Source organism: Halomonas sp. KM007 (genome assembly GCF_050709225.1).
In the GTDB taxonomy this organism is placed as follows: domain Bacteria; phylum Pseudomonadota; class Gammaproteobacteria; order Pseudomonadales; family Halomonadaceae; genus Vreelandella; species Vreelandella hamiltonii.
The window spans coordinates 3,362,082-3,381,979 of the sequence record NZ_CP136131.1 but is presented as its reverse complement, the minus strand read 5'-3'; the positions used below and the strand labels follow the sequence as shown (position 1 = coordinate 3,381,979).

Annotated in this window: 17 protein-coding genes and 1 riboswitch; of the genes, 6 read left to right on the top strand and 11 right to left on the bottom strand. The window is 64.3% G+C overall.

Translation table 11 applies throughout. The annotated features are described in order from the left end of the window. Window positions 1-122: 122 nt before the first annotated feature. Window positions 123-359: riboswitch (cobalamin riboswitch) on the bottom strand. A gap of 73 nt (window positions 360-432) precedes the next feature. From RVM27_RS16015 to RVM27_RS15980, 8 genes are all read right to left on the bottom strand, one after another. Further along, window positions 433-870: a bifunctional adenosylcobinamide kinase/adenosylcobinamide-phosphate guanylyltransferase gene (locus tag RVM27_RS16015; protein WP_039179601.1), complete on the bottom strand. Its 438-nt coding sequence runs from the start codon at window positions 868-870 to the stop codon at window positions 433-435. Then, a complete protein-coding gene (locus RVM27_RS16010) occupies window positions 822-1,475 on the bottom strand; it encodes a histidine phosphatase family protein (RefSeq protein WP_170919403.1) in 654 nt (217 codons plus the stop codon). The genes RVM27_RS16015 and RVM27_RS16010 overlap by 49 nt, the downstream gene beginning before the upstream one ends. Further along, window positions 1,427-2,188 carry an adenosylcobinamide-GDP ribazoletransferase gene (locus RVM27_RS16005; RefSeq protein WP_498956984.1) on the bottom strand — a complete coding sequence of 254 codons (762 nt, stop codon included), beginning with the start codon at window positions 2,186-2,188 and terminating at the stop codon, window positions 1,427-1,429. The genes RVM27_RS16010 and RVM27_RS16005 overlap by 49 nt, the downstream gene beginning before the upstream one ends. After that, window positions 2,185-2,733, bottom strand: coding sequence for a bifunctional adenosylcobinamide kinase/adenosylcobinamide-phosphate guanylyltransferase (locus RVM27_RS16000; protein ID WP_081192009.1), 549 nt, complete (start codon window positions 2,731-2,733; stop codon window positions 2,185-2,187). The genes RVM27_RS16005 and RVM27_RS16000 overlap by 4 nt, the downstream gene beginning before the upstream one ends. Further along, window positions 2,717-3,829, bottom strand: a complete 1,113-nt coding sequence (cobD, locus tag RVM27_RS15995; protein ID WP_498956983.1) for a pyridoxal phosphate-dependent aminotransferase — start codon at window positions 3,827-3,829, stop codon at window positions 2,717-2,719. The genes RVM27_RS16000 and cobD overlap by 17 nt, the downstream gene beginning before the upstream one ends. Then, window positions 3,829-4,821: a cobalamin biosynthesis protein CobD/CbiB gene (cbiB, locus tag RVM27_RS15990; RefSeq protein ID WP_498956982.1), complete on the bottom strand. Its 993-nt coding sequence runs from the start codon at window positions 4,819-4,821 to the stop codon at window positions 3,829-3,831. The genes cobD and cbiB overlap by 1 nt, the downstream gene beginning before the upstream one ends. Continuing rightward, on the bottom strand, window positions 4,818-5,909 hold the full coding sequence (gene cobT, locus RVM27_RS15985; protein WP_498956981.1) for a nicotinate-nucleotide--dimethylbenzimidazole phosphoribosyltransferase: 1,092 nt from the start codon (window positions 5,907-5,909) through the stop codon (window positions 4,818-4,820). The genes cbiB and cobT overlap by 4 nt, the downstream gene beginning before the upstream one ends. Window positions 5,910-6,018: 109 nt before the next feature. After that, window positions 6,019-7,494 (bottom strand): efflux transporter outer membrane subunit, encoded by a 1,476-nt coding sequence (locus tag RVM27_RS15980; protein ID WP_475317045.1) that lies wholly within the window; start codon window positions 7,492-7,494, stop codon window positions 6,019-6,021. Between the two features lie 148 nt (window positions 7,495-7,642). On the opposite strand from RVM27_RS15980, the gene RVM27_RS15975 reads away from it, so the two are divergent. From RVM27_RS15975 to RVM27_RS15950, 6 genes are all read left to right on the top strand, one after another. Further along, a complete protein-coding gene (locus RVM27_RS15975; protein ID WP_498956980.1) occupies window positions 7,643-8,719 on the top strand; it encodes an efflux RND transporter periplasmic adaptor subunit in 1,077 nt (358 codons plus the stop codon). Window positions 8,720-8,727: 8 nt separating this feature from the next. Beyond that, window positions 8,728-11,847: an efflux RND transporter permease subunit gene (locus tag RVM27_RS15970; protein ID WP_498956979.1), complete on the top strand. Its 3,120-nt coding sequence runs from the start codon at window positions 8,728-8,730 to the stop codon at window positions 11,845-11,847. A 201-nt stretch (window positions 11,848-12,048) separates the two neighbouring features. Further along, the gene (edd, locus tag RVM27_RS15965; protein ID WP_498956978.1) at window positions 12,049-13,950 is read left to right on the top strand and encodes an IlvD/Edd family dehydratase; all 1,902 of its coding nucleotides are present in this window, start codon (window positions 12,049-12,051) and stop codon (window positions 13,948-13,950) included. Beyond that, a complete protein-coding gene (gene glk / locus RVM27_RS15960; RefSeq protein ID WP_498956977.1) occupies window positions 13,950-14,915 on the top strand; it encodes a glucokinase in 966 nt (321 codons plus the stop codon). The genes edd and glk overlap by 1 nt, the downstream gene beginning before the upstream one ends. A gap of 17 nt (window positions 14,916-14,932) precedes the next feature. Next, window positions 14,933-15,802: an aldo/keto reductase gene (locus RVM27_RS15955; RefSeq protein WP_498941608.1), complete on the top strand. Its 870-nt coding sequence runs from the start codon at window positions 14,933-14,935 to the stop codon at window positions 15,800-15,802. A 44-nt stretch (window positions 15,803-15,846) separates the two neighbouring features. Then, on the top strand, window positions 15,847-16,812 hold the full coding sequence (locus RVM27_RS15950) for a carbohydrate kinase family protein (RefSeq protein ID WP_498956976.1): 966 nt from the start codon (window positions 15,847-15,849) through the stop codon (window positions 16,810-16,812). Window positions 16,813-16,833: 21 nt separating this feature from the next. Here RVM27_RS15950 and RVM27_RS15945 read toward each other — a convergent pair whose 3' ends face one another. The 3 genes from RVM27_RS15945 to pgl all read right to left on the bottom strand — a co-directional run bounded on the left by RVM27_RS15945 (window position 16,834) and on the right by pgl (window position 19,897). Continuing rightward, complete coding sequence (locus tag RVM27_RS15945; RefSeq protein WP_498956975.1) at window positions 16,834-18,315, bottom strand: glycoside hydrolase family 32 protein; 1,482 nt, start codon at window positions 18,313-18,315, stop codon at window positions 16,834-16,836. A 211-nt stretch (window positions 18,316-18,526) separates the two neighbouring features. Continuing rightward, window positions 18,527-19,189 (bottom strand): bifunctional 4-hydroxy-2-oxoglutarate aldolase/2-dehydro-3-deoxy-phosphogluconate aldolase, encoded by a 663-nt coding sequence (locus RVM27_RS15940; protein WP_498956974.1) that lies wholly within the window; start codon window positions 19,187-19,189, stop codon window positions 18,527-18,529. Window positions 19,190-19,231: 42 nt separating this feature from the next. Further along, on the bottom strand, window positions 19,232-19,897 hold the full coding sequence (gene pgl, locus RVM27_RS15935) for a 6-phosphogluconolactonase (RefSeq protein WP_348665319.1): 666 nt from the start codon (window positions 19,895-19,897) through the stop codon (window positions 19,232-19,234). Between the last annotated feature and the right edge of the window lies 1 nt (window position 19,898).

The window sequence follows — 19,898 nt, the reverse complement described above, 5'->3', positions numbered from 1 at the left end:
CTCACCCGCACAGCGTGTTTTTTAGTGGCCGGCGCAGGCGCACACGCAAGGCAGGCAAGCTGCGTTGGCAGCCCACCCTACACCCTGCACATGCCCACCGCATGCCGGTAATCCGTGGCTTTTTCAGCCGTCACTCCAGGGCCGGTCTCCGGGCTGACGAGCGAAAGGAGGCGCTTTTTTCAAGCGCCGACCCTTTCCGAACGACCACCTTCCCATGCCTGAGCACAGTGGCGTCCTGGCCGTTCTTGTCTCGATCACCGTTGCGGGGGCAGCGTTGGATTGACGCAGTCGCGTTTACCAACTTCCCGTTTAACTGAGGGCGAAGGGTCGCCATCAGCACCTAAGAGTGCGCGTAAACTAGCAACTTGCGCTAATCAGGTCAATTTTGGCCAGGCGGGGCATGCTGCACTATGTCGGACTTTATGACGTGCTTTATGCCGTGCTTTTCAGCGCTTGCACGAGCCCATGGCGCACGTACCAAACCTGGCTTGCCTGGGCGGCGGCGTCCTGGGTGAACCAACCGCTGAGGTCCCTCAGGCGGCGCTGGTCCCGGGCCATGGGCACCAGGCCTCGGCCCAGCTCGTTGGCAATCACCACCAGGGTGGCGTGCTGGCCTGCCGCTGCCTCGTCCAGGCGCTGCAGATCTTCGCGCCAGTGGGCGCGCCATTCGTCGCTGCTGAAGTCGGAGTGAATGGCCGCCGAAAGCCATTCGAACAGGCCATGCAGCACCAGCGGAGTGCCGGGGTGCATGACGTGGGACACTTCCTGCAAGCGCTGGCCCGGCGCCAAGCGCCACCACACCGCGCCGGGAAAGCGCTGTTTTACTGCGTCTCGCTTGCCTGCGCTGGCACCGCCGATGAACAGTTGCATTGCCACTCTCCTTTGCCTGCATCGTTGGGCTGATAGGTCAGCTGCCAGCGACGGCCCTGGGCCTGATGGACGATGCCCGCCCAGAAATCCAGCGTTTCGAACCGGCGGCGCAGCTCACGAATCACCCCGCCGTGGGTCACCACCAGCACCTTGCGATGGCCCTGTTCGCGCGCCTGTTGCGCCACCTCTTCCAGCCAGGCATCGAGGCGCTCACGCAACTGGCCAGACGACTCACCGCCGGGTATCTGCAGCTCGCCCGCGCTGTCTATCCAGGCGCGGTAGTGCGGCAGCTCCTTGAGTTCATCGTAAACCTTTCCTTCGTACTCGCCAAAATCCAGCTCTCGCAAGCGCGGCTCCCGGTACACCGGCATGCCGGGCTTGGCCGCCTGTGACCACGCCAGGGTTTCCTGGCAGCGGCCCAGGTCACTGGCATGAATGGCATCGAAACGCTCGCTTGCCAAAGCGTCACGCAGGGCCAGCAGGCCCGCTTCCGCGTCCGGGAACAGCAGCGGGATATCGCGCTGCCCCTGGTACCGACGCTCCAGATTCCAGGATGTTATACCGTGGCGAACTGCCACCAGCTCCACATCAAGACCAGTAGCCAAAGCTCTCCTCCTTCGATAGTGGCACCCACCATGTCACCGTTGATGCCGTGAAATAAGCGCAGCAGCGCCTGACGCACCAGCACGACCCACAAGGCCGTGGCCACCAGCCAGACCCACAGCCCCGGCATGAACAGTGCCCCGACCAGCAGCGGCAGCAGGGCCAGCACCACGTCCCTTCGGCCCAGCGACTGCTGCCAGCTAAAGGCCAGGCCGCTGGGCTGGGCACAGGGCGTCAGCACCAGCAGGGCCACCCCCGCCAGCCGACCCAGCGCGGGGGCCACCGCCAGCCAGCCAAGCGGCGCCTGATAGTGCACCAGCGCCCATAGCAGCACCCCTTTCCAGGCCAGCAGAAACACCAGCGCCAGCATGCCAAAACTACCCACCACCGGGTCTTTCATGATCTCCCATCGGCGGGCCACGGGCTGGTTGCTGCCCAGCGCATCGGCCAGGTCCATCACGCCATCCAGGTGCAGGCCACCGGAAATGGCCACCCACAGGCTAAGCAGCACCAGCGCCGTGATGGGCGATGGGGTTTGCCACTGGCCCAACAGCAGGGCGACACAGGCTAGCAGCGCTCCCACCATCAGGCCCACCAGCGGGTAGGCGCGAATGGCCCAGCGCCGAGTGGCCGGTGTCCAGGGGCAGGCAACGGGGATCGGCAGGCGCGTCAGAAACTGCAGCGCCAGCAGCATGCCGTACAGGGCATTTTTCATGGTGCGCCAGCCGCCTTCCATTCGATGGTCTGCCCGGCCACTACCTCCACCACCCGGTCGGCCTGGGCCGCCAGCCAACGGTGCAGCTTTTGCAGGAATTCCACGTAGCGCCACACCTCTGCCGAGGCAGGCAAGGGCGCTTCGTTGAGATCGTTGGAGACCACTACCAGCGTCACCCCCCGGCGGCGGGCATCGTGAAGCGCACGCACCAACAGCGCAAAGGCTTCCGTTTCACTGACCGGGGCGGCGTCCTCCTGAGTATTGAACATCACCTGGCTGGCCCAGAGGGTCAGGCAGTCCAACAGGGCGGCATGGCCGTTGGGCACCTGGGCCACGGCCTGTTCGATGTTGAGCGGAGCTTCCAGGGTGACCCAGTGGTTGGCGCGGCGGGCCTGATGATGGCCTACCCGTTCGGCCATTTCGCTATCGTAGATGTCGGCGGTGGCCACGTAGTAACACGTCTTGCCGTCGGCGTACTGCTGAACACACTGCTCCGCCACCAGGCTCTTGCCCGACCGAGCCCCTCCACTAACAAAGACAATCATTCAGCACCTTTAACAACCGATCATTGGTCACACCATCGCGCAGTGCCAGCCTTAGCCAACCACCCTTCAGGCCAGCAAAACCATGGGTATGTCGCGCCAGCATACCTTGGTGAAGCAGGCGTTCAAGCAGCACGATACTGGAAATGCCCCGCTGCCGCTGAGCGGCCCCAGGCCGCACCAGATGAAAGCAGCTGTGGCTGGGCACCACCTCCAACCCCAGCGCGGCCAGGGCAGCGCCCATGCGCGGCTGCTCACGGGCCAACCACTGGTGGGTACGCCGGGCAAAGCCCTCATCCGCCAGCAGCGGCGCCACCAGTTCGGCGGCCAGATGATTGACGCTCCAGGGCGGTTGCTGCGCCTGAAGCTGGCCGATACGCCCCTCATCGGCCAGCACGTAGCCCAGCCGCAGGCCCGGCAGGGTAAAGAATTTGGTCATGGAGCGCAGCAGCATCAACGCCGGGTAGCGTTGGAGCAGCGGGGTCAGCGGTGCAGCCTCCAACGCCAGGTCGATGAAGGCTTCATCCACCACCAGCGAGGCCCCCGGTTTCAAGGCGTCCAGCAGCGCCTCGATAAGCGCCACGGGCAGCAGCGTGCCGGTGGGGTTGTTGGGGCGGCAAACGAATACAACATCAGCGCTGGCCGCCGCCTGCAGCAACGCGGCCGCGGGCGGGTCGAAGGTGCCCGGCAACAGGCCAAGCTCGCTGATGCGCACACCGTGGGCGTTGCAGGCCCGGGCGTACTCGCCAAAGGTGGGGGTGACGATCAGCGCCTGCTGGTCAGCGTGGTGCGCCGCCGCCAGAAAGATGGCTTCCGCGCCGCCATTGGTGAGCAGTACCTGCCCCGGCTCCACGCCTGCGTGTTCGGCAATCGCCTGCCTGGCGGCGCGGTAGTCCGGCTCGGGGTAGCGGCCCAGCCCAGCCAGGCGCTGGGCCAGGTAGCCGGTTACCCAGTCGGGCGGGCCCAGCGGGTTCAGGTTGGCGCTGATATCTTCCAGCGGATGGTCGGCAGGCAGGCCAAAGCGCTGCAGCAGCGCGGCGGCCTGGCCACCGTGGCTTGGCCAATGGTCGAGAGGAAGGTTGCCGGGCTGGTCGCGCATCACCAGGCCACCGTAGCCATCACGAGGCACAGCAGCAGGAAGAACATCAACCAAGCCCCGTGCATCAGCCAAATCGTGGTAGTGATGTGGCTGGCTTTCAGTAAATCATGGGCGGTGCCCAGCGTGGCCCGGTGTGATACTTGCCCCTGGTAGACGTTGGTGCCGCCCAACTGGACGCCCAGCAAATTCGCCACCATCGCCTCGGGCCAGCCCGCGTTGGGGCTTGGGTGGCGGGGTGCCTCGCGCCAGGTGGCCGCCAGGGCGCCCCGCCAGCGCAGAGGTGAGCGGTGAAACACCCCATACAGCACGCCCGCCAGCCACAGGCATAAGGCGGTCAGCCGGGCAGGCAGCCAGTTGGCCAGGTCGTCCAGCCTGGCCGAGGCGTAGCCGAAGTCGCCGTAGCGCTCGTTCCGATAGCCCACCATGGAGTCCAGTGTATTGACGGCCTTGTAGGCCAGCGCCAGCGGCGCGCCTCCCAGCAGCGCAAACAGCAGCGGCGAGGTAATGCCATCGACGGTGTTTTCCGCCACGGTTTCCACCGCGCCCCGGGTAATCTCGGCTTCATCCAGAGCCTGGGTATCACGCCCCACCACTCTGGAAAGCGCCTGCCGCGCAGCGGGCAAGTCGCCCTGCCGCAACGGGGCGGCAATGGCCCGCCCGGCATTCGCCAGCCCCTTGATAGCCAGCGTGGTGGCCAGCAGCCACAGCTCGGCGGCCAGCCCCAGCCAGGGGTGCACCCACGACAACAGCGCAAGCCCCAGCCAGACCACCGAAAAGGTGCCCAGCACCACCACCAGGGTAAGGCACCCGCCCAACAGGCGCCGCCGCTGGGGGCTGCCATGGTTCCAGCGGTGCTCCAGGGCGCTAATCGCCTTGCCGAGGATCACCACCGGGTGGGGCAGCGCGCGCGGGTCCCCCACGATCAAATCGATGACGATGGCCAGCGCGACCCATCCGGCCAGAGCGGGCAGGCTCAGCAAGTCGAGGCTCATGGTGCCTTGCCACTCACCCTCGCCTGGGAGAACGTGGCCATGTCACTGAGCATGGCGGCAGCGGCCTGTAGCAGCGGGTAAGCCAGCGCCGCCCCACTGCCCTCGCCCAGGCGCATTTCCAGGGCCAGCAGCGGCTGCGCCGCCAGGGCTTCCAGCGCCAGGGCGTGGCCCGGCTCCGCCGAACGGTGGCCAAACACCAGGTAGTCGCGCAGTGCCGGGGCCATGCGGCAGGCGGTCAAGGCCGCCACCGTGGCAATGAAGCCATCCACCACCGCGGGCAGGCGGTGGGCCGCCGCCGCCAGGTACGCGCCCGCCATGGCGGCGATTTCCAGGCCACCCAGCTTGCACAACACCTCCAGCGGGTCGTCAGGATTCGCCTGGCGATTGGCCAGCGCCCGTTCGATGACCGCCGCCTTGTGGGCCTGCTGGGTGCTGTCGATGCCGGTGCCCGCCCCCACCACCTGGGCGGCGGGCACCCCTAGCAACGCCGCCAGCATGGCGCTGCTGGCGGTGGTGTTGGCGATGCCCATGTCGCCCACGATGAGCCCATTGGCCCCCGCCTGTACGGCCCGCTCGACCGCTGCCATGCCGGCCTGCATGGCCTGGCGCGCGTCGTCCAGCGGCATGGCGTCGTGGTGCAGCATGTTGGCCGTGCCCGAACGCACGCGGGCATCGGTGGCTCCCGGCAGCGGTCGCGGCGACGCCACCCCGACATCCACCACGTCCACCCGAGCGCCCAGCTGGCGGGCAAACACGTTGATGGCCGCGCCCTGCTGAACGAAGTTGGCGACCATCTGCGCGGTCACCTCCTGGGGAAACGCCGACACGCCTTCAGCGGCCACGCCGTGGTCGGCGGCAAACACCACCACGGCGGGGCTATCCACCCGAGGGCGGGCGCTGCCTGTGATAGCGCTGAGCTGAATCGCCAGCGCTTCGAGCCTGCCCAGGCTGCCGGGCGGCTTGGTCAAAGTGTCAAGGTAGGCACGGGTGCGCTCAGCGGCGGCGGCATCGACAGGGCCGATGTCGGGCAGCCAGGGGTAAGCGGCAAGGGAGTCAGAAGCGGCAGCAGAGGACGCGCAGAGAGGCATGGCAGCTCCAGTGGCAGCAAAACCAGAGATGAAGTGATCGCAAGCGCAGCATGGTAACAGATGCGGGCGGCCAGCGGAGCCGCCCGGGCTGTGGTTACCGTACCGGCAATCAGTAAACGGGGGTTTCCTGCCAGCCACCCCCCAGCGCCTTGAACAGCGTGGCCGTGGCCGCCAGCTGTTCACGGCGCGCACCGGCCTGGGCCAAACGGGCCGAGAGCAGGTTGCGTTCGGCGTCCAGGCGCTCCAGCTGGCTCACCTGCCCCTGGTCGTACATCAGCACGGCCAGCTCCCGGGTGCGAGCAACAGCCTCCAGCTGTTCGTCGATGGCGGCCAGCCGTCGCTCGCTGAAGTCGTAGCTGTAGAGCGCATCGCGCACTTCGTTGAAAGCGGTCAGCACGGTCAGGCGATACTGCGCTTCGGCCTGTTCGGCCAGCGCTTCGGCGCTTTCCACCCCGGACTGGCTACGACCGAAGTCGAACAGCGGCCCCATCACCGAGGCCCCGACGCCCCAGGTGCGGGCCACATCGCTGAACAGATCACTGGTGCTGGCGGCCGCAGTGCCCAAAAAGGAGCTGAGATTGAGCGACGGCAGGCGGTTGGCCTCGGCCACGCCGATCTGGGCGGTGGCCGCAATCAGCGCCGCTTCTGCCGAGCGAATATCGGGCCTGCGCTGGAGCATCGCCGACGGCATCACGGCAGGTATGCCCACCGGCTGGGCCAGGTCATCCAGCCGCGACGTGCCGGTGTCCAGGGTAGTCAGCAGCTCATCAGGGGACATGCCCACCAGCGTGCCCAGGGCCCCGCGCAGGGTTTCCACCTGCTGCTTGAGCGACGGCAGCTCTGCCTGCAGGTTGCGCCACTCGGCTTCGGCCTGGCGCAGTTCCAGTTCGCTGATGTCGCCATGCTCGAAGCGCAGCGCCTGAAGGCGATAGGTCTCCTGGTACGCGGCCAGGGTCTCCTCCATCAGCGCTTGCTGGGCTTCGGCACTTTTCAGGCTGACGTAGGTGGTGACCACGTCACCGATCACGCCCAGCTCGGCGGCGTCTCTGGCAAACAGGCTCTCCTGCAGGGCGGCCATGGCCGCAGCGCGCTGGTTGGCTAGCCGCCCCCACAGGTCGATTTCATACTCCAGGCTGGCGGCCAGGGAGTACTGGTTGTTGGTGGAGGTCAGCAGCTCCTGCACGGGCTGAACATCGATGGGCAGCGCCGCCCCCGGAGTGCGCTCACGGTTGGCTTCGGCCTGATAGCCCACGGTGGGAAAGCGCTCGGCATCGGCAAACCCCAGCTGGGCCCGGGCCTCGCGAATGCGCGCCAACTGAATCGCCAGTTCGAGATTGTCTTCGCTGGCGCGCTCGACCAGCCGGTTCAGCGCCGGGTCTTCGAAGCGCTGCCACCAGCGGTGCCAGTCGTCACGGGCCTGCTGCTCCAGAGTGATATGGGCAGGCCAGCTCTCCGGCAGCTCAATGTCGGGCGTTTGATACTCCGGGCCGACCGCACAGCCTGCCAGCAGCAAGGCCAGCGCCGAGGCAGTGGTGAACGGTTTGAGGCGGGGGCCCCACGGGCGATTCCTGTGCACGCTGATCATCCTTGCAGTTCGGGTGAATACCGATTTAGGGCGGCGTTTAACCAAACACCTGTTCGAAGTGGCTAAGAGTACCTATTATAGGAGACTAACGAAACAGGGGATACATCACACCACCGTGATCCCCCATTGACTTGCAGGGAGGCATTGAATGAGGTTCATCCGCAAGGGGAAGTGGCTACCCACTCTGGCCGGGTTGCTGGCATGCGTGACGTTATTGGCAGGTTGCAGAGACGCCGAAGAGCCCCCCGAGCCTCCGGCTCAGGTGGTCAAACTGTTTGAGACTGGCCAGCAGCAGGCCTTTTCGGGCCGTCGTTTTGTGGGTCGCGTCGATGCCGTGAGCACCGTCAATCTGGCCTTTCAGGTGGGCGGGCGCCTGACCACCTTTCCAGCCGTACAGGGCACCACGCTGGCCAAAGGCGAGCTGATCGCCCAGCTCGATCAAACCGATTACGCTCTGCAGGTGCGCGCCGCAGAGGCGGAATTGTCCCAGGCCCGCCAGCATCTGCAGCGGCAGGAAAATCTGTATCGCCATAACGCCGTCTCCGCCTCGGTGCTGGAAGCGGCCCGCACTGATGCCGAGCTGGCCGCTACCCAGCTGGAGAGCGCCCGCCAGGAGCTGGCCTACACCTCATTGTACGCGCCCTTTGATGCGCTGATTGCCCGCCGCCTGGTGGAAAACCACACCACGCTGCCGCCCAATGCCGAAGTCGTCCGTATTCAGGACATCTCGGAGCTGCGCATTCGCATCAACGTGCCCGAAGCGCTGATGCAGCATCTCGATGGCGAACACGGTTTCAACGCCGAAGCCGAGATCGCTACGCTGCCCGGCGAGCGCATTGCGCTGGAGTACCGCGAACACATCACCGAGCCCGACGAGGTCGCCCAGACCTATCAGGTGGAGTTCGCGCCCGCCGAAGGCGAGCACCTGGTGGCGCTGCCCGGCACCACGGCCACCGTGTTCATCGAACCCGCCGAGCGGCTGGTGTCCGGGGTGATGATGATTCCAGCCAGCGCCCTGGACACCACCGAGAGCGGTGATTTTCGCGTGTGGGTCTACGACCCCGACGAGGGCACGGTATCGCCCCGGGAGGTCACCGTGGGTGAGCTGAGCGACGACGCCGTGATGCTGGTGGCAGGCGTTCAGCCTGGCGAGTCGATTGCGGCGGCCGGGGTACACCTGCTGCGCGACGGCATGCGCGTCAAACCGCTGGATAACGCCCTCTAGGAGCCGCCATGAACATCGCCAAGCTGTCCATCGAACGGCCTCTCAATACCTGGCTGATCGTGGTGATCTGCCTGTTGGGCGGTATCTGGGGATTCAATACGGTGGGCAAACTGGAAGACCCCGCCTTCACCATCCCCAACGCCATCATCAACACGCCCTACCCCGGCGCCACCGCCGTGGAAGTGGAAGAAGAGGTCACCGAACGTCTGGAGCGCGCCATCCAGGAGATGGAGCAGATCGACGTCATCGAGTCGAAGTCGCTACCAGGGCGCTCGGAAATACAGGTCGAGGTCCACGCCAGCTACCGCAGCCACGAACTGCCGCAAATCTGGGACGAGCTGCGCCACAAGATCAACGATGCCCAGGGCGACCTGCCCGAGGGGGTGCTGGGCTCCCAAGTCAACGACGATTTCGGTGAAGTGTACGGCCTCTTCTATGCGGTCACGGCCGATGGGTTCACCACGCGGGAGATCCGCGATATTTCGACGTTTCTTCAGCGCGAGCTGCTGGCAGTACCCGGCGTGGCCAGGGTGACCACCGCAGGCGAGCGGGAAGAGACCATCTACATCGACATCTCCAACGAGCGCCTGACCACCCTGGGCATTCCCATCGATCAGGTCATCAACACCATCCAGACCGAAAACGCCGTGGAAGACGCGGGCAGCCTGCGAGTGGGGGAACGCCAGGTGCGGCTGGTAGCGCGTAGCGACATTGACAGCACCGCGCTGATCGAAGCCATTCGCATCGGCCGCCCCGGCACCACCGAGCAGGTGTCGCTGGTGGATATCGCCACCGTCTACCGCGAGCCCAGCGACCAGCCCAACCAGCTGATTCGCTATAACGGCGAAGATGCCTTCACGCTCGGCATTGCGGGCGCCGCCAACGACAACATCATCGAAGTAGGCGAAGCCGTCGAAGCCCGCATGGAAGAGCTGAAAAGCCGCCTGCCGCTGGGCGTAGAGCTGCATCCTCTCTACGAACAGCACCATGTGGTCAACGATGCCATCAACGACTTCCTGCTCAACCTGGCCATGTCGGTGGCCATCGTGATCGGGGTGCTGTGCCTGGCCATGGGCTGGCGCATCGGTGTGGTGGTCGGCAGTACCCTGCTGCTCACCGTGCTGGGCACCCTGCTGTTCATGGGGCTGTTGAACATCGAGATGGAGCGTATCTCGCTGGGGGCGCTGATCATCGCCATGGGCATGCTGGTGGATAACGCCATCGTGGTCGCCGAAGGCATGGTCACCAACATCAAGCGCGGCCAGCGCGCCAAGGAGGCTGCAGGCAGCGCCGCCAAGCGTGCCCAGCTGCCGCTGCTGGGCGCCACGGTGATCGGCATCATGGCCTTTGCCGGTATTGGCCTGTCGGACGATGTCACCGGCGAATTTCTCTACTCGCTGTTCATGGTCATCCTGGTATCCTTGATGCTGAGCTGGCTGCTGGCGATCACCGTCACCCCGCTGTTTGGCTACTACCTGCTGCGCCAGAAAGGCGACGACGAGGATCAGCCCGCTGACGAGCAGCAAGCAGACGAGCGCCAGGACGAAAACGAGAACGACGACGAGCCCAGCAAGCGCGAGCTGTACGGCGGCCTGCTCTATCGCGCCTATCGCCGGGTGCTGCTGCTGGCGCTGGGCATGCGCATCGTCACCGTCAGCGCGCTGGTGCTGATCACCGCCGTGTGCCTGTGGGCCTTCAGCCTGATTCCCCAGTCGTTCTTTCCGGACTCCAACACGCCGCTGTTCTTCGTCAATGTGGAGCTGCCCCAGGGCACCGACATTCGCTCGACCGCCGATTACGCCGCCGATATCGAGGCGTATATCCTGGAGCAGGAGGACGTGGTATCGGTGGCCAGCTTCATCGGCCAGGGCGCTACCCGCTTCATGCTCACCTACGCTCCGGAGCAGCCCAACACCGCCTATGCCCAGTTCATCGTGCGCACCGAAGACCTGGACGCCATTCCCGCGCTGGACCAGCGCTTCTACCGAGAGCTGAACGAAGCGTTTCCCAGCGCGCAGGTACGCACCCAGCGGCTGCAATTTGGCCCGGGCGATGGCGCGGACATCGAAGCGCGCTTTCAGGGGCCCTCCCCGGAAGTGCTGCGCTCGCTGGCCGACCAGGCCCAGCGCATCATGGCCGACAGCCCCTACCTGATCGACCAGCGCACCGACTGGCGCCAGCAGGAGCTGGTAGTGCGGCCGCGCATCAACGAGGAGCGCGCCCGCATTGCCGGGGTCAGCCGTGAAGACATCACCCAGACCCTGCAGTTTGTCTCGTCGGGCATTCGGGCAGGCACCTACCGTGAAGGCGAGCACCTGCTGCCCATCGTCGCTCGCCCCCCGGCGGCCGAGCGGGACGATGTGGCACTGCTGGAAAACCGCAACGTGTGGAGCGCCGCGCAGCAGCGCTTCGTGCCCATCAGTCAGGTGGTCTCCTCCTTCGATACCGATAGCGAGGAAGCACTGATTCAACGCCGCAACCGGGTGCGTACGCTGACCGTCGGGGCCGACCCCGCCGAGGGCTATACCGCCGCCCAAGCCTTCGACGGCATTCGCGAAGAGCTCGAGGCCATGACGCTGCCACCGGGCTACCAGCTGAGCTGGGGAGGTGAACACGAGGATTCCGGCGATGCCAAGGAGGCGCTGGCCCAGCAGCTGCCCATCAGCCTGCTGGTGATGCTGCTGACCTCGATTTTGCTGTTTGGCAAGCTCAAGCAGCCGCTGATCATCTGGCTGGTGGTGCCCATGTCGGTGTGTGGCGTGGTGATTGGCCTACTGGTAACCGGCCTGCCCTTCTCGTTTACCGCCCTGCTGGGCATGCTCAGCCTGTCGGGCATGCTGATGAAAAACGCCATCGTGCTGGTGGACGAGATCGACGGGCAGATCAAGGAGGGCAAGGCGCGCTTTTCTGCACTGGTGGACGCTAGCGTCAGCCGCTTGCGGCCGGTCTTTCTGGCCGCTGGCACCACTATCCTTGGCATGCTGCCGCTGCTGGCCGACGCCTTCTTCAACAGCATGGCGGTGACCATCATGGGCGGCCTGGCGTTTGCCTCGCTGCTGACGCTGATTGCCGTACCCACCCTGTATGCCATGCTGTTCCATATCAGCAGCGATGAGGTCGAGTCCTGAGCAGGCGCGTTCGGCCCATGAGCGCTTTTTAGCTATCATGGGCTGGACGCCGGGATCATCCGACTCATCCTTTCGGGTAATAAAACTACAACTTAAGCTATAAATCGGCTTTTTATTGCCGTAAGGTCTCTATTATTGGCGCCATAAAATGTAAAATAACTACAAGATACTTTCACCGTCTCTACTCATGCAGAGGTTTCTATGCCTGGTTCAACGTCTGGTTCTACCCCCGCAGTCCTTCATCCCAAGGTCGCGGAAGTCACCCAACGCATTCGTGAACGCTCTGCCGAGCGCCGCGCTCTCTACGAGCGCCGCATGGCCGACCAGCACAAGCGTGGCGTGCATCGTGCCGAGCTCTCCTGCGGCAACCTGGCCCACGGCTTTGCTGCCTGTAGCCCCCAGGAAAAAGATGCCCTGAAGCTGATGAACAGCGCCAATCTGGGCATCATCTCGTCTTACAACGACATGCTGTCGGCCCACCAGCCGTTTGAAACCTTTCCGGAAACCATCAAGGCGGCAGCGCGAGCCATGGGCTCCACTGCACAGTTTGCGGGCGGCGTACCCGCCATGTGCGATGGCGTAACCCAAGGCCAGCCGGGCATGGAACTGTCGCTGTTCTCCCGTGACCTGATTGCCATGGCCGCTGCGGTGGGGCTGTCGCACAACATGTTCGACGCCGCCATTTACCTCGGCGTATGCGATAAAATTGTTCCCGGACTATTCATCGGCGCGGCCCGTTTCGGTCACCTACCCGCCATGTTCGTCCCCGCAGGCCCGATGCCGAGCGGCTTGCCGAACAAAGAGAAAGCGCGCATTCGCCAGCTCTACGCCGAAGGCAAAGTAGGCCGCGAAGAACTACTGCAGGCGGAGTCCGACTCTTACCACAGCCCCGGCACCTGCACCTTCTACGGCACCGCCAACTCCAATCAGCTGATGATGGAAGTGATGGGCCTGCACCTGCCGGGTACCTCGTTCGTCAACCCGGGCACCGAGATGCGCGAAGCGCTGACCCGTTACGCCACCGAGCAGGCCATTCGCAACACCGAACCCGGCGGCGAGTACCGCCCGTTCTATAAGCAGATCGACGAGCGCGCCATCGTCAATGCCGTGGTCGGCCTGCTGGCCTCCGGCGGCTCGACCAACCACACCATGCACCTGATTGCCATGGCGGCAGCGGCGGGCATCACCCTGAACTGGGATGACTTCACCGATCTGTCAGCGGTCACCCCCAGCCTAATGAAGGTGTACCCGAACGGCCAAGCAGACATCAATCACTTCCAGGCCGCAGGCGGCATGAGCTACCTGTTCCGCGAACTGCTAGGCGCGGGCCTGCTCCACGGTGACATTCCCACCGTGTTTGGCACCGACCTGACCGCTTACACCCAAGAGCCCTTCCTGGAAGATGGCAAAGTGGTCTGGCGCGAAGGCCCGGAAAACAGCCTGGACGAAGAAGTGCTGCGCCCGGTCGCGACACCCTTCGCTCCCACCGGCGGCCTGACCGTGATGAAAGGCAACCTGGGCCGTGGCGTCATCAAAGTCTCGGCCGTTGCCGAGGAGCACCGCATCGTCGAAGCGCCGGTGAAGATCTTCGAAGACCAAAACGAGATGAAAGCGGCGTTCGAGTCGGGCGAGCTGGACCGCGACGTGATCGTCGTCGTGCGTTTCCAAGGCCCCAAAGCCAACGGCATGCCCGAGCTGCACAAACTAACACCGTTCCTGGGCGTACTTCAGGACCGTGGCTTCAAGGTGGCCCTCGTCACCGATGGCCGCATGTCCGGCGCATCGGGCAAAGTACCCGCCTCTATCCACATGAGCCCGGAAGCGCTCGACGGCGGCCCGCTGGCCAAGCTGCGCGATGGCGACGTGGTGCGCCTGGATGCCAACGCCGGTACGCTGGAAGCCAAGGTAGACGCCGCCACCTGGGCCGAGCGTGAGCTCGTTGTCGCCAATTTGGATCACTACCATGTGGGCCTGGGCCGCGAGCTGTTCTCGGGCTTCCGCCACTTGGCAATGCGCGGCGAAGAGGGTGCCGGTTCGCTGGGGGGCTTCGAAGCCGATGACCTGGCCCGCCAGGAAGGTCAGATCTTTCAAGAGGACGCCTGATGCGACCGGCATTAATCGGGGACATTGGCGGCACGAATGCTCGCCTGGCGCTGGTCACGCCGGGCGAGGTCACGCCCCACGACATTCTTAACCTGCCCTGCGCCGATTACCCCGGCGTGATCGAGGCGATTCAAGACTACCTCGCTCGGGTAGGCGCCACAGGCGAAAACGCGCCCCAAGAAGCCTGCCTGGCCTTCGCCTGCCCGGTACATGCCGAGCGGGTGAAAATGACCAACAACCATTGGGACTTCATGAAAAGCGACGTTCAGCAGGCGCTGAATTTGTCGCTGTTCAAGGTCATCAATGACTTCACTGCCCAGGCGCTGGGCGTGCCCCACGTGGGCGAAGACAACCTCGTCGAAGTGCAGCCTGGTGAAGCCCAGTCGCACTCGACCCGCTTGGTCATCGGCCCGGGCACCGGGCTGGGCGTGGCCGGGGTGTTTCCCGGCCAGCACGCCTGGATTCCGCTGCCCACCGAAGGTGGCCACGTCACCTTTGCACCTACCGACACCACCGAGCGGGCGCTGCTGGATGTTTTCCTGCAGCGCCACCAGCGGGTCAGCGTAGAGCGCATCCTGTGCGGCCAGGGGCTGCTGGAACTCTACCAGGCCCACTGCGCGCTGGAAGGCCAAGCGCCACGTTGCGAAACCCCGGCCGAGGTGACCCAGGCGGCCAATCAGGGCGACGCCCTGGCCACGGCCACCCTGCTGCGCTTTTTGAAAATCCTCGGTGACGTCTGCGGTGATGCCACCCTGACCATGGGTGCGCGCGGCGGCGTGTATCTCTGCGGCGGTATTCTGCCCCGCCTGTTGGACTGGCTGCCCAAGTGCGAGCTGCGCGCAAGCTTCGTCAATAAAGGACGCATGGGCGCTTACAACGCCGATATCCCGGTGTGGATCGTGACCCACCCGTGGACCGGCCTGCTGGGTGCCGCCGAAGCGCTGCATAACGAAGAAGTCTTTTAAACTGACGGAAATACGCCATGGCTGCTGTGACCTTTGACGTGCCGTTCGTACTTGGCATGATGCGCCTGCATGAAGCGCAAGAGATGCACCAGGCGAGCCATTTGGCCGACTGGATCGAAGCCCGCCTGGAACAAGGCCTGCACTGGTTCGACCATGCCGATATCTACGGCAGCGGAGCTTGCGAAACGCTGTTCGGCCAGGCGCTGCGTGCCCGCCCGGCCCTGGCCAAGCGGCTCCACGTGGTCACCAAAGCCAGCATTGCCAACGACAACCCGGCCGCGGGCTCCGGCAAGGTAAAGCACTACAATGCCAGCCCGGCATATCTCGGCCGGGCCATCGACGATGCCTTGAGCCGCTTGGGCGTCGAGCGCCTCGATCATTTTCTGATTCATCGCCCGGACCTGCTGATGGATGCCGAGGCCACCGGCCGTGCACTGGACGATGCCATCGACGCGGGCAAGATTGGCGCAGCGGGCATTTCCAACCACCTGCCCAGCCAGTGGCGCAGGCTGCAACGCCATATGCACCAGCCGCTTCGGGCCAACCAGATCGAACTTTCCATTGCCCATAGCGCGCCGCTGTTCGACGGCAGCTTCGACGACCTGAACGCCGATGGCCAGGCACCCATGGCGTGGTCGCCGCTGGCGGGCGGCCAACTGATGCAGGGTGAAGTAAGCCGCGTATTGAACCGTTTGGCAGGCGAGCTTAACAGCACACCCGGCGCGCTGGCGCTGGCCTGGCTGCGCACCCTGCCTGGCCGCCCAGCACCGGTGGTGGGCAGCGTGAAACCGGAGCGTATTGCCGATATGCTGAACGGCCCGGAAACGCTGCCCAGAGAAGCCTGGTACGAACTGCTGGAGGCCGCCCGCGGCCACTGCGTCGCTTAGTACGCCCACTCAACATTGATGCCAATAATGACAAGGAACGATCTATGACGCCGGTGATTGCTTTCGGTGAAGCCTTGATTGATATGCTCTCTAGCCGGTTAGGCGATAACACAGGGCAGGAAACCTTTACCCCCTACGCCGGCGGCGCGCCCGCCAACGTGGCGGTGGCCTGTGCGCGGTTGAACGTGCCCAGCCAGTTTTTGGGCATGGTGGGTGACGATACCTTTGGGCACTTTCTAATTCGTGAGCTGAAAAGCCACGGCGTGGATACCCAGGGCGTCGTGCTTACCAAAGAAGCCCGCACGGCGCTGGCGTTTGTCTCCCGCGACAGCAGCGGCGAGCGCACTTTCGATTTCTACCGCCCACCGGCCGCCGACCTGCTCTACCGCCTGGAGCATCTGCCCCACGGCGTGTTCGAGCAGCCCGCCATCGTTCACCTGTGCAGCAACAGCCTGACCGACCCCGAAATTGCCGAGACCACTCTCGCGATTGCCGCCATGGCCAAGCGCGCAGGCTGCCTGGTAAGCGTGGATGCCAACCTGCGCCATAACCTGTGGGCGGACGGCTCGGCGGATGTTTGGCGGGTCACCGAGCTGATCGATAGCGCCGAGCTGGTGAAGGTCTCGCAGGAAGAGCTGGACTACCTGCGTGGCGACCATCCACCAGAGGCGTGGTTAGCCGAGCGCATGGCCGCAGGTGTCAAAGTGGTCGTGGTCACCGATGGACCCAACGATGTCGCACTCAAAGGCGTCGGTATCGACCAAACCGTGACGCCACCCAGCGTGACGGCCGTCGACACCACCGCCGGTGGCGATGCCTTTATTGGCGGCTTACTGGCCGAGCTTTCCCGCTACGGCATCAGTGAGAACTGGCATCAGGACAGCGCGTTTCTCACCCGCGCAGTGGACATTGCCTGCCGCTGCGGCGCCCACGCGGTCACCCGCCCCGGCGCGTATGCCGCGCTGCCCACCCACACCGATATTGAAGCCCTGCGCAGCTCGGCAGGCTAGCACTGAGCGTCGTCGAGGCCGCTACTCGACGGCGCTTTGGATGCCCCCTTCTGCCACCTCCACCCGCCCGCTGACGACTTCCAACGTCACCGGCTGACGGCGATGATCGACAAAGCTAACCTGAGTGATGCTGCGCTGTTCAGTGGCCCCGTCGACCAACATTTCCAGCGTGCCGTGATCGCACCACCACGTTACCGTCACCGTTAACCCATCGACGCTGCCCGCCGCGTGGTCGCAGGCAAAGTGCTCATCAAAGGCGGCCTGACCGTTACTCCCTTGACGCTCATAGTGTAGCGACGTTGTTGATTCACCTGCGGTCAGCCATAGCCGCTGCTGATAGCCCTGCTGCAGCGACAGCGCCAGCCTTGTGCCTGCTTTAAGCACCAGCGTCAGCTGGCCGTAAACCGCCGCGCCCTCTGGCAAAGCAATGCAGTGCTCCCCTGCCGTTTGAAGCGAACGAGGCGATATGTGGCTTGGGGCGCTGAGCGCTTGAGCTGCTTCGCGAGCAAAGCGCTGTCGTAACCGCACCCCACGACAAGTCGCACGCAGCGTCAGCTCTCGCGGCAAGCTCATGGTGCCCCGCCAGCCCGTTTCGGGGGCATGGTTGGCGTACTGCCAGTTGTTCAACCACGCCAGCGCAAGCTGCCGCCCGGGGGTATTCGACCAGCTCTGCACCGCGTAGAAATCCCGCCCTTCGTCCATCATCAGCACGACGTCGGCAGCGTTGTCATTGGTGAAACGCTCGCCATCGAACGCGCCGATGAAGTACTGGGTCAACGAGCCAAACGGGTTATCCGGCGTGGCGCCAATCCCCACCACCAGCACCCAGCGGGTGGCGGGCTCATCCGGCCCAGCGCCCTCCACCGGCAGCTCGAACAGGTCCGGACACTCCCAGGGGTGCTGAGTATGCGCGCCCTCGCCTTTGCCAAAGGCGCTGGCAAACTGCCACGCCAACAGGTTGTGGGAGGTATAGAAGTGCATCTCCTGCCCACAGGCCAGCGCCATCACCCAGCGCTGGCTAGGGCTATGCCAAACCACTTTAGGGTCGCGGAAGTCTTTAAATCCTGGCGGCGGCAGAATGGGGTTACGTTCATAGCGCTGCCAAGTACGGCCCTTATCGCGGCTATACGACAAGCACTGAGACTGCTGGTAATCTTCCGGGTCATCCGAGAGCACCCGGTGGCAGGTGTAAAACGCCAGCAGCCCCGGCTGGCCGTCAAACAGCCCCGTGACATCGTGCTCATCTACCACGGCGCTACCCGAAAAGCAGGCGCCCTCTTCGTTCGGTGCCAGCGCAATGGGTAAATGCTGCCAGTGGCACAGGTCACGGCTGACCGCATGCCCCCAGTGCATTGGCCCCCAGACAGTGCTGAACGGGTGGAATTGATAAAACAGATGGTACTCGCCTTCAAAAAATACCAGCCCATTGGGGTCGTTCATCCACCCCATCGGCGGCGCGAAGTGCACCACCGGGCGCTGGGGCTCAAAATCCGCTAACGTCATGCTTAAAACCTTGAGTTAATCGGTCAACTTAATCGTTTAAGTTAGCGTATCACGACCATTAACTAACGGAAGTACCCCCTTTAGGTGTAGACGTAAAAAAGCCCGAGCATGGCGACATGCTCGGGCAAACGTCTTGCTCACACGACCCGACATCAGTGAGGCAAGTGACGAGAGTGCTCGGTACGGTGTTTTACATAAGTGGTGGAACCGTTTAGTGGTGGAAACGCTCCGCTGCTTGGCGGGCCAGTTCGCGAATGCCGTCCCAATCTTCGGCATCGACCATTGCTTTCGGCGTCAGCCAGGAGCCGCCAACACACATCACGTTGGGCAGTGAGAGGTAGGAGTCCGCGTTATCCACGGTGATGCCGCCAGTGGGGCAAAAACGCGCTTCAGGAATGGGTGCGCCAAACGCTTTGATCGCTTTGGCACCGCCGCTGGATTCCGCGGGGAAGAACTTAAAGCGGCGGTAACCGTACTGCCAGCCGGTCATCAGCTCAGAGATGGTAGACACGCCCGGCAGCATGGGCACCGTGCTCTCTACGCCGTAGCGGTAAAGCGCCTCGGTGGCACCTGGCGTAACGACGAAATCAGCGCCGACTTGCTCGGCTTGGCGATATTGCGCGGGTGTTAGCACGGTACCCACGCCAATACTGGCACCCGGCAGCGCTTCTTTCATGCGCTTGATGGCTTCCAGGGCGCAGTCGGTACGCAAGGTAATTTCCAGCACGCTCAGGCCGCCTTCGACCAGAGCTCGGCCCAGCGGCACGGCGTCTTCCAGGCGCTCGATGGTGATCACCGGGATCACTTCGGCTTTTAGGCAAATGCTGTCTAGCTCGGCGGTGCGCGTTGAGGGTAACTGTTTATCGATGGTCATCAGTGAGTCTCCAAGCAATTTGTTATTGGCGAAGGCGGTTTATTAGGGCGCCCAATAGATCGCCAGCGGGCAAGATAAGAAAGCGCGGATGGGCAATGTACGAACGTCGTCGCCACCCATGGCGTTGGCCAATACGGCACGCTTATCGTCGCCGGTAATATGTAGAATGTGGCGCTTCGCCTGATGCAGGCGGTCCGCCGAGAAGGTAATACGTGGCTGCGGCTGGCTGGGGGTGCGCACGGCCACTAGCGGCTCATCGGTAGAAAGCGCTAGGCCCAGCTCTTGGCTATCGGGGAACAGCGAAGCCGTGTGGCCATCGCCGCCCATGCCTAAAATGACGACGCTCGCGGGCCAGGCAAGTCCTGCCGTCGCTTCTGCCACCGCTGCCACGCCCTCTTCCGGGGTGCCAGCGTCCGAGGTGAGCGGCACGAAGTTAGCCGCCGCCGCCGGGCCCTGCAGCAGGTTCTCGCGCACCAGCTTGGCGTTGCTGTCGCTGCTTTGCTCATCTACCCAGCGCTCGTCGGCCAGGGTGATGTCCACCCGCGCCCACTCCAGCGGCTTTTGCGCCAGCGCCTTGAAAAACGGCACGGGCGTTGAGCCACCGGAGACCACCAGCAGCGCACGTGATTGGTTGACAAGGTCATCGGCTAGCGCCTGATAGACGGCTTCCGCTAGCTGCTCGGCTAGCGCTTGACGTGCTTCGCTCATG

Bases quoted from the DNA above. Each gene is read 5' to 3' on its own strand.
- RVM27_RS16015 (WP_039179601.1), bottom strand. From the start codon at position 870: ATGCAACTGTTCATCGGCGGTGCCAGCGCAGGCAAGCGAGACGCAGTA.
- RVM27_RS16005 (WP_498956984.1), bottom strand. From the start codon at position 2,188: ATGAAAAATGCCCTGTACGGCATGCTGCTGGCGCTGCAGTTTCTGACG.
- RVM27_RS16000 (WP_081192009.1), bottom strand. From the start codon at position 2,733: ATGATTGTCTTTGTTAGTGGAGGGGCTCGGTCGGGCAAGAGCCTGGTG.
- cobD (WP_498956983.1), bottom strand. From the start codon at position 3,829: ATGCGCGACCAGCCCGGCAACCTTCCTCTCGACCATTGGCCAAGCCAC.
- cbiB (WP_498956982.1), bottom strand. From the start codon at position 4,821: ATGAGCCTCGACTTGCTGAGCCTGCCCGCTCTGGCCGGATGGGTCGCG.
- cobT (WP_498956981.1), bottom strand. From the start codon at position 5,909: ATGCCTCTCTGCGCGTCCTCTGCTGCCGCTTCTGACTCCCTTGCCGCT.
- RVM27_RS15980 (WP_475317045.1), bottom strand. From the start codon at position 7,494: ATGATCAGCGTGCACAGGAATCGCCCGTGGGGCCCCCGCCTCAAACCG.
- RVM27_RS15975 (WP_498956980.1), top strand. From the start codon at position 7,643: ATGAGGTTCATCCGCAAGGGGAAGTGGCTACCCACTCTGGCCGGGTTG.
- RVM27_RS15970 (WP_498956979.1), top strand. From the start codon at position 8,728: ATGAACATCGCCAAGCTGTCCATCGAACGGCCTCTCAATACCTGGCTG.
- edd (WP_498956978.1), top strand. From the start codon at position 12,049: ATGCCTGGTTCAACGTCTGGTTCTACCCCCGCAGTCCTTCATCCCAAG.
- glk (WP_498956977.1), top strand. From the start codon at position 13,950: ATGCGACCGGCATTAATCGGGGACATTGGCGGCACGAATGCTCGCCTG.
- RVM27_RS15955 (WP_498941608.1), top strand. From the start codon at position 14,933: ATGGCTGCTGTGACCTTTGACGTGCCGTTCGTACTTGGCATGATGCGC.
- RVM27_RS15950 (WP_498956976.1), top strand. From the start codon at position 15,847: ATGACGCCGGTGATTGCTTTCGGTGAAGCCTTGATTGATATGCTCTCT.
- RVM27_RS15945 (WP_498956975.1), bottom strand. From the start codon at position 18,315: ATGACGTTAGCGGATTTTGAGCCCCAGCGCCCGGTGGTGCACTTCGCG.
- RVM27_RS15940 (WP_498956974.1), bottom strand. From the start codon at position 19,189: ATGACCATCGATAAACAGTTACCCTCAACGCGCACCGCCGAGCTAGAC.
- pgl (WP_348665319.1), bottom strand. From the start codon at position 19,897: ATGAGCGAAGCACGTCAAGCGCTAGCCGAGCAGCTAGCGGAAGCCGTC.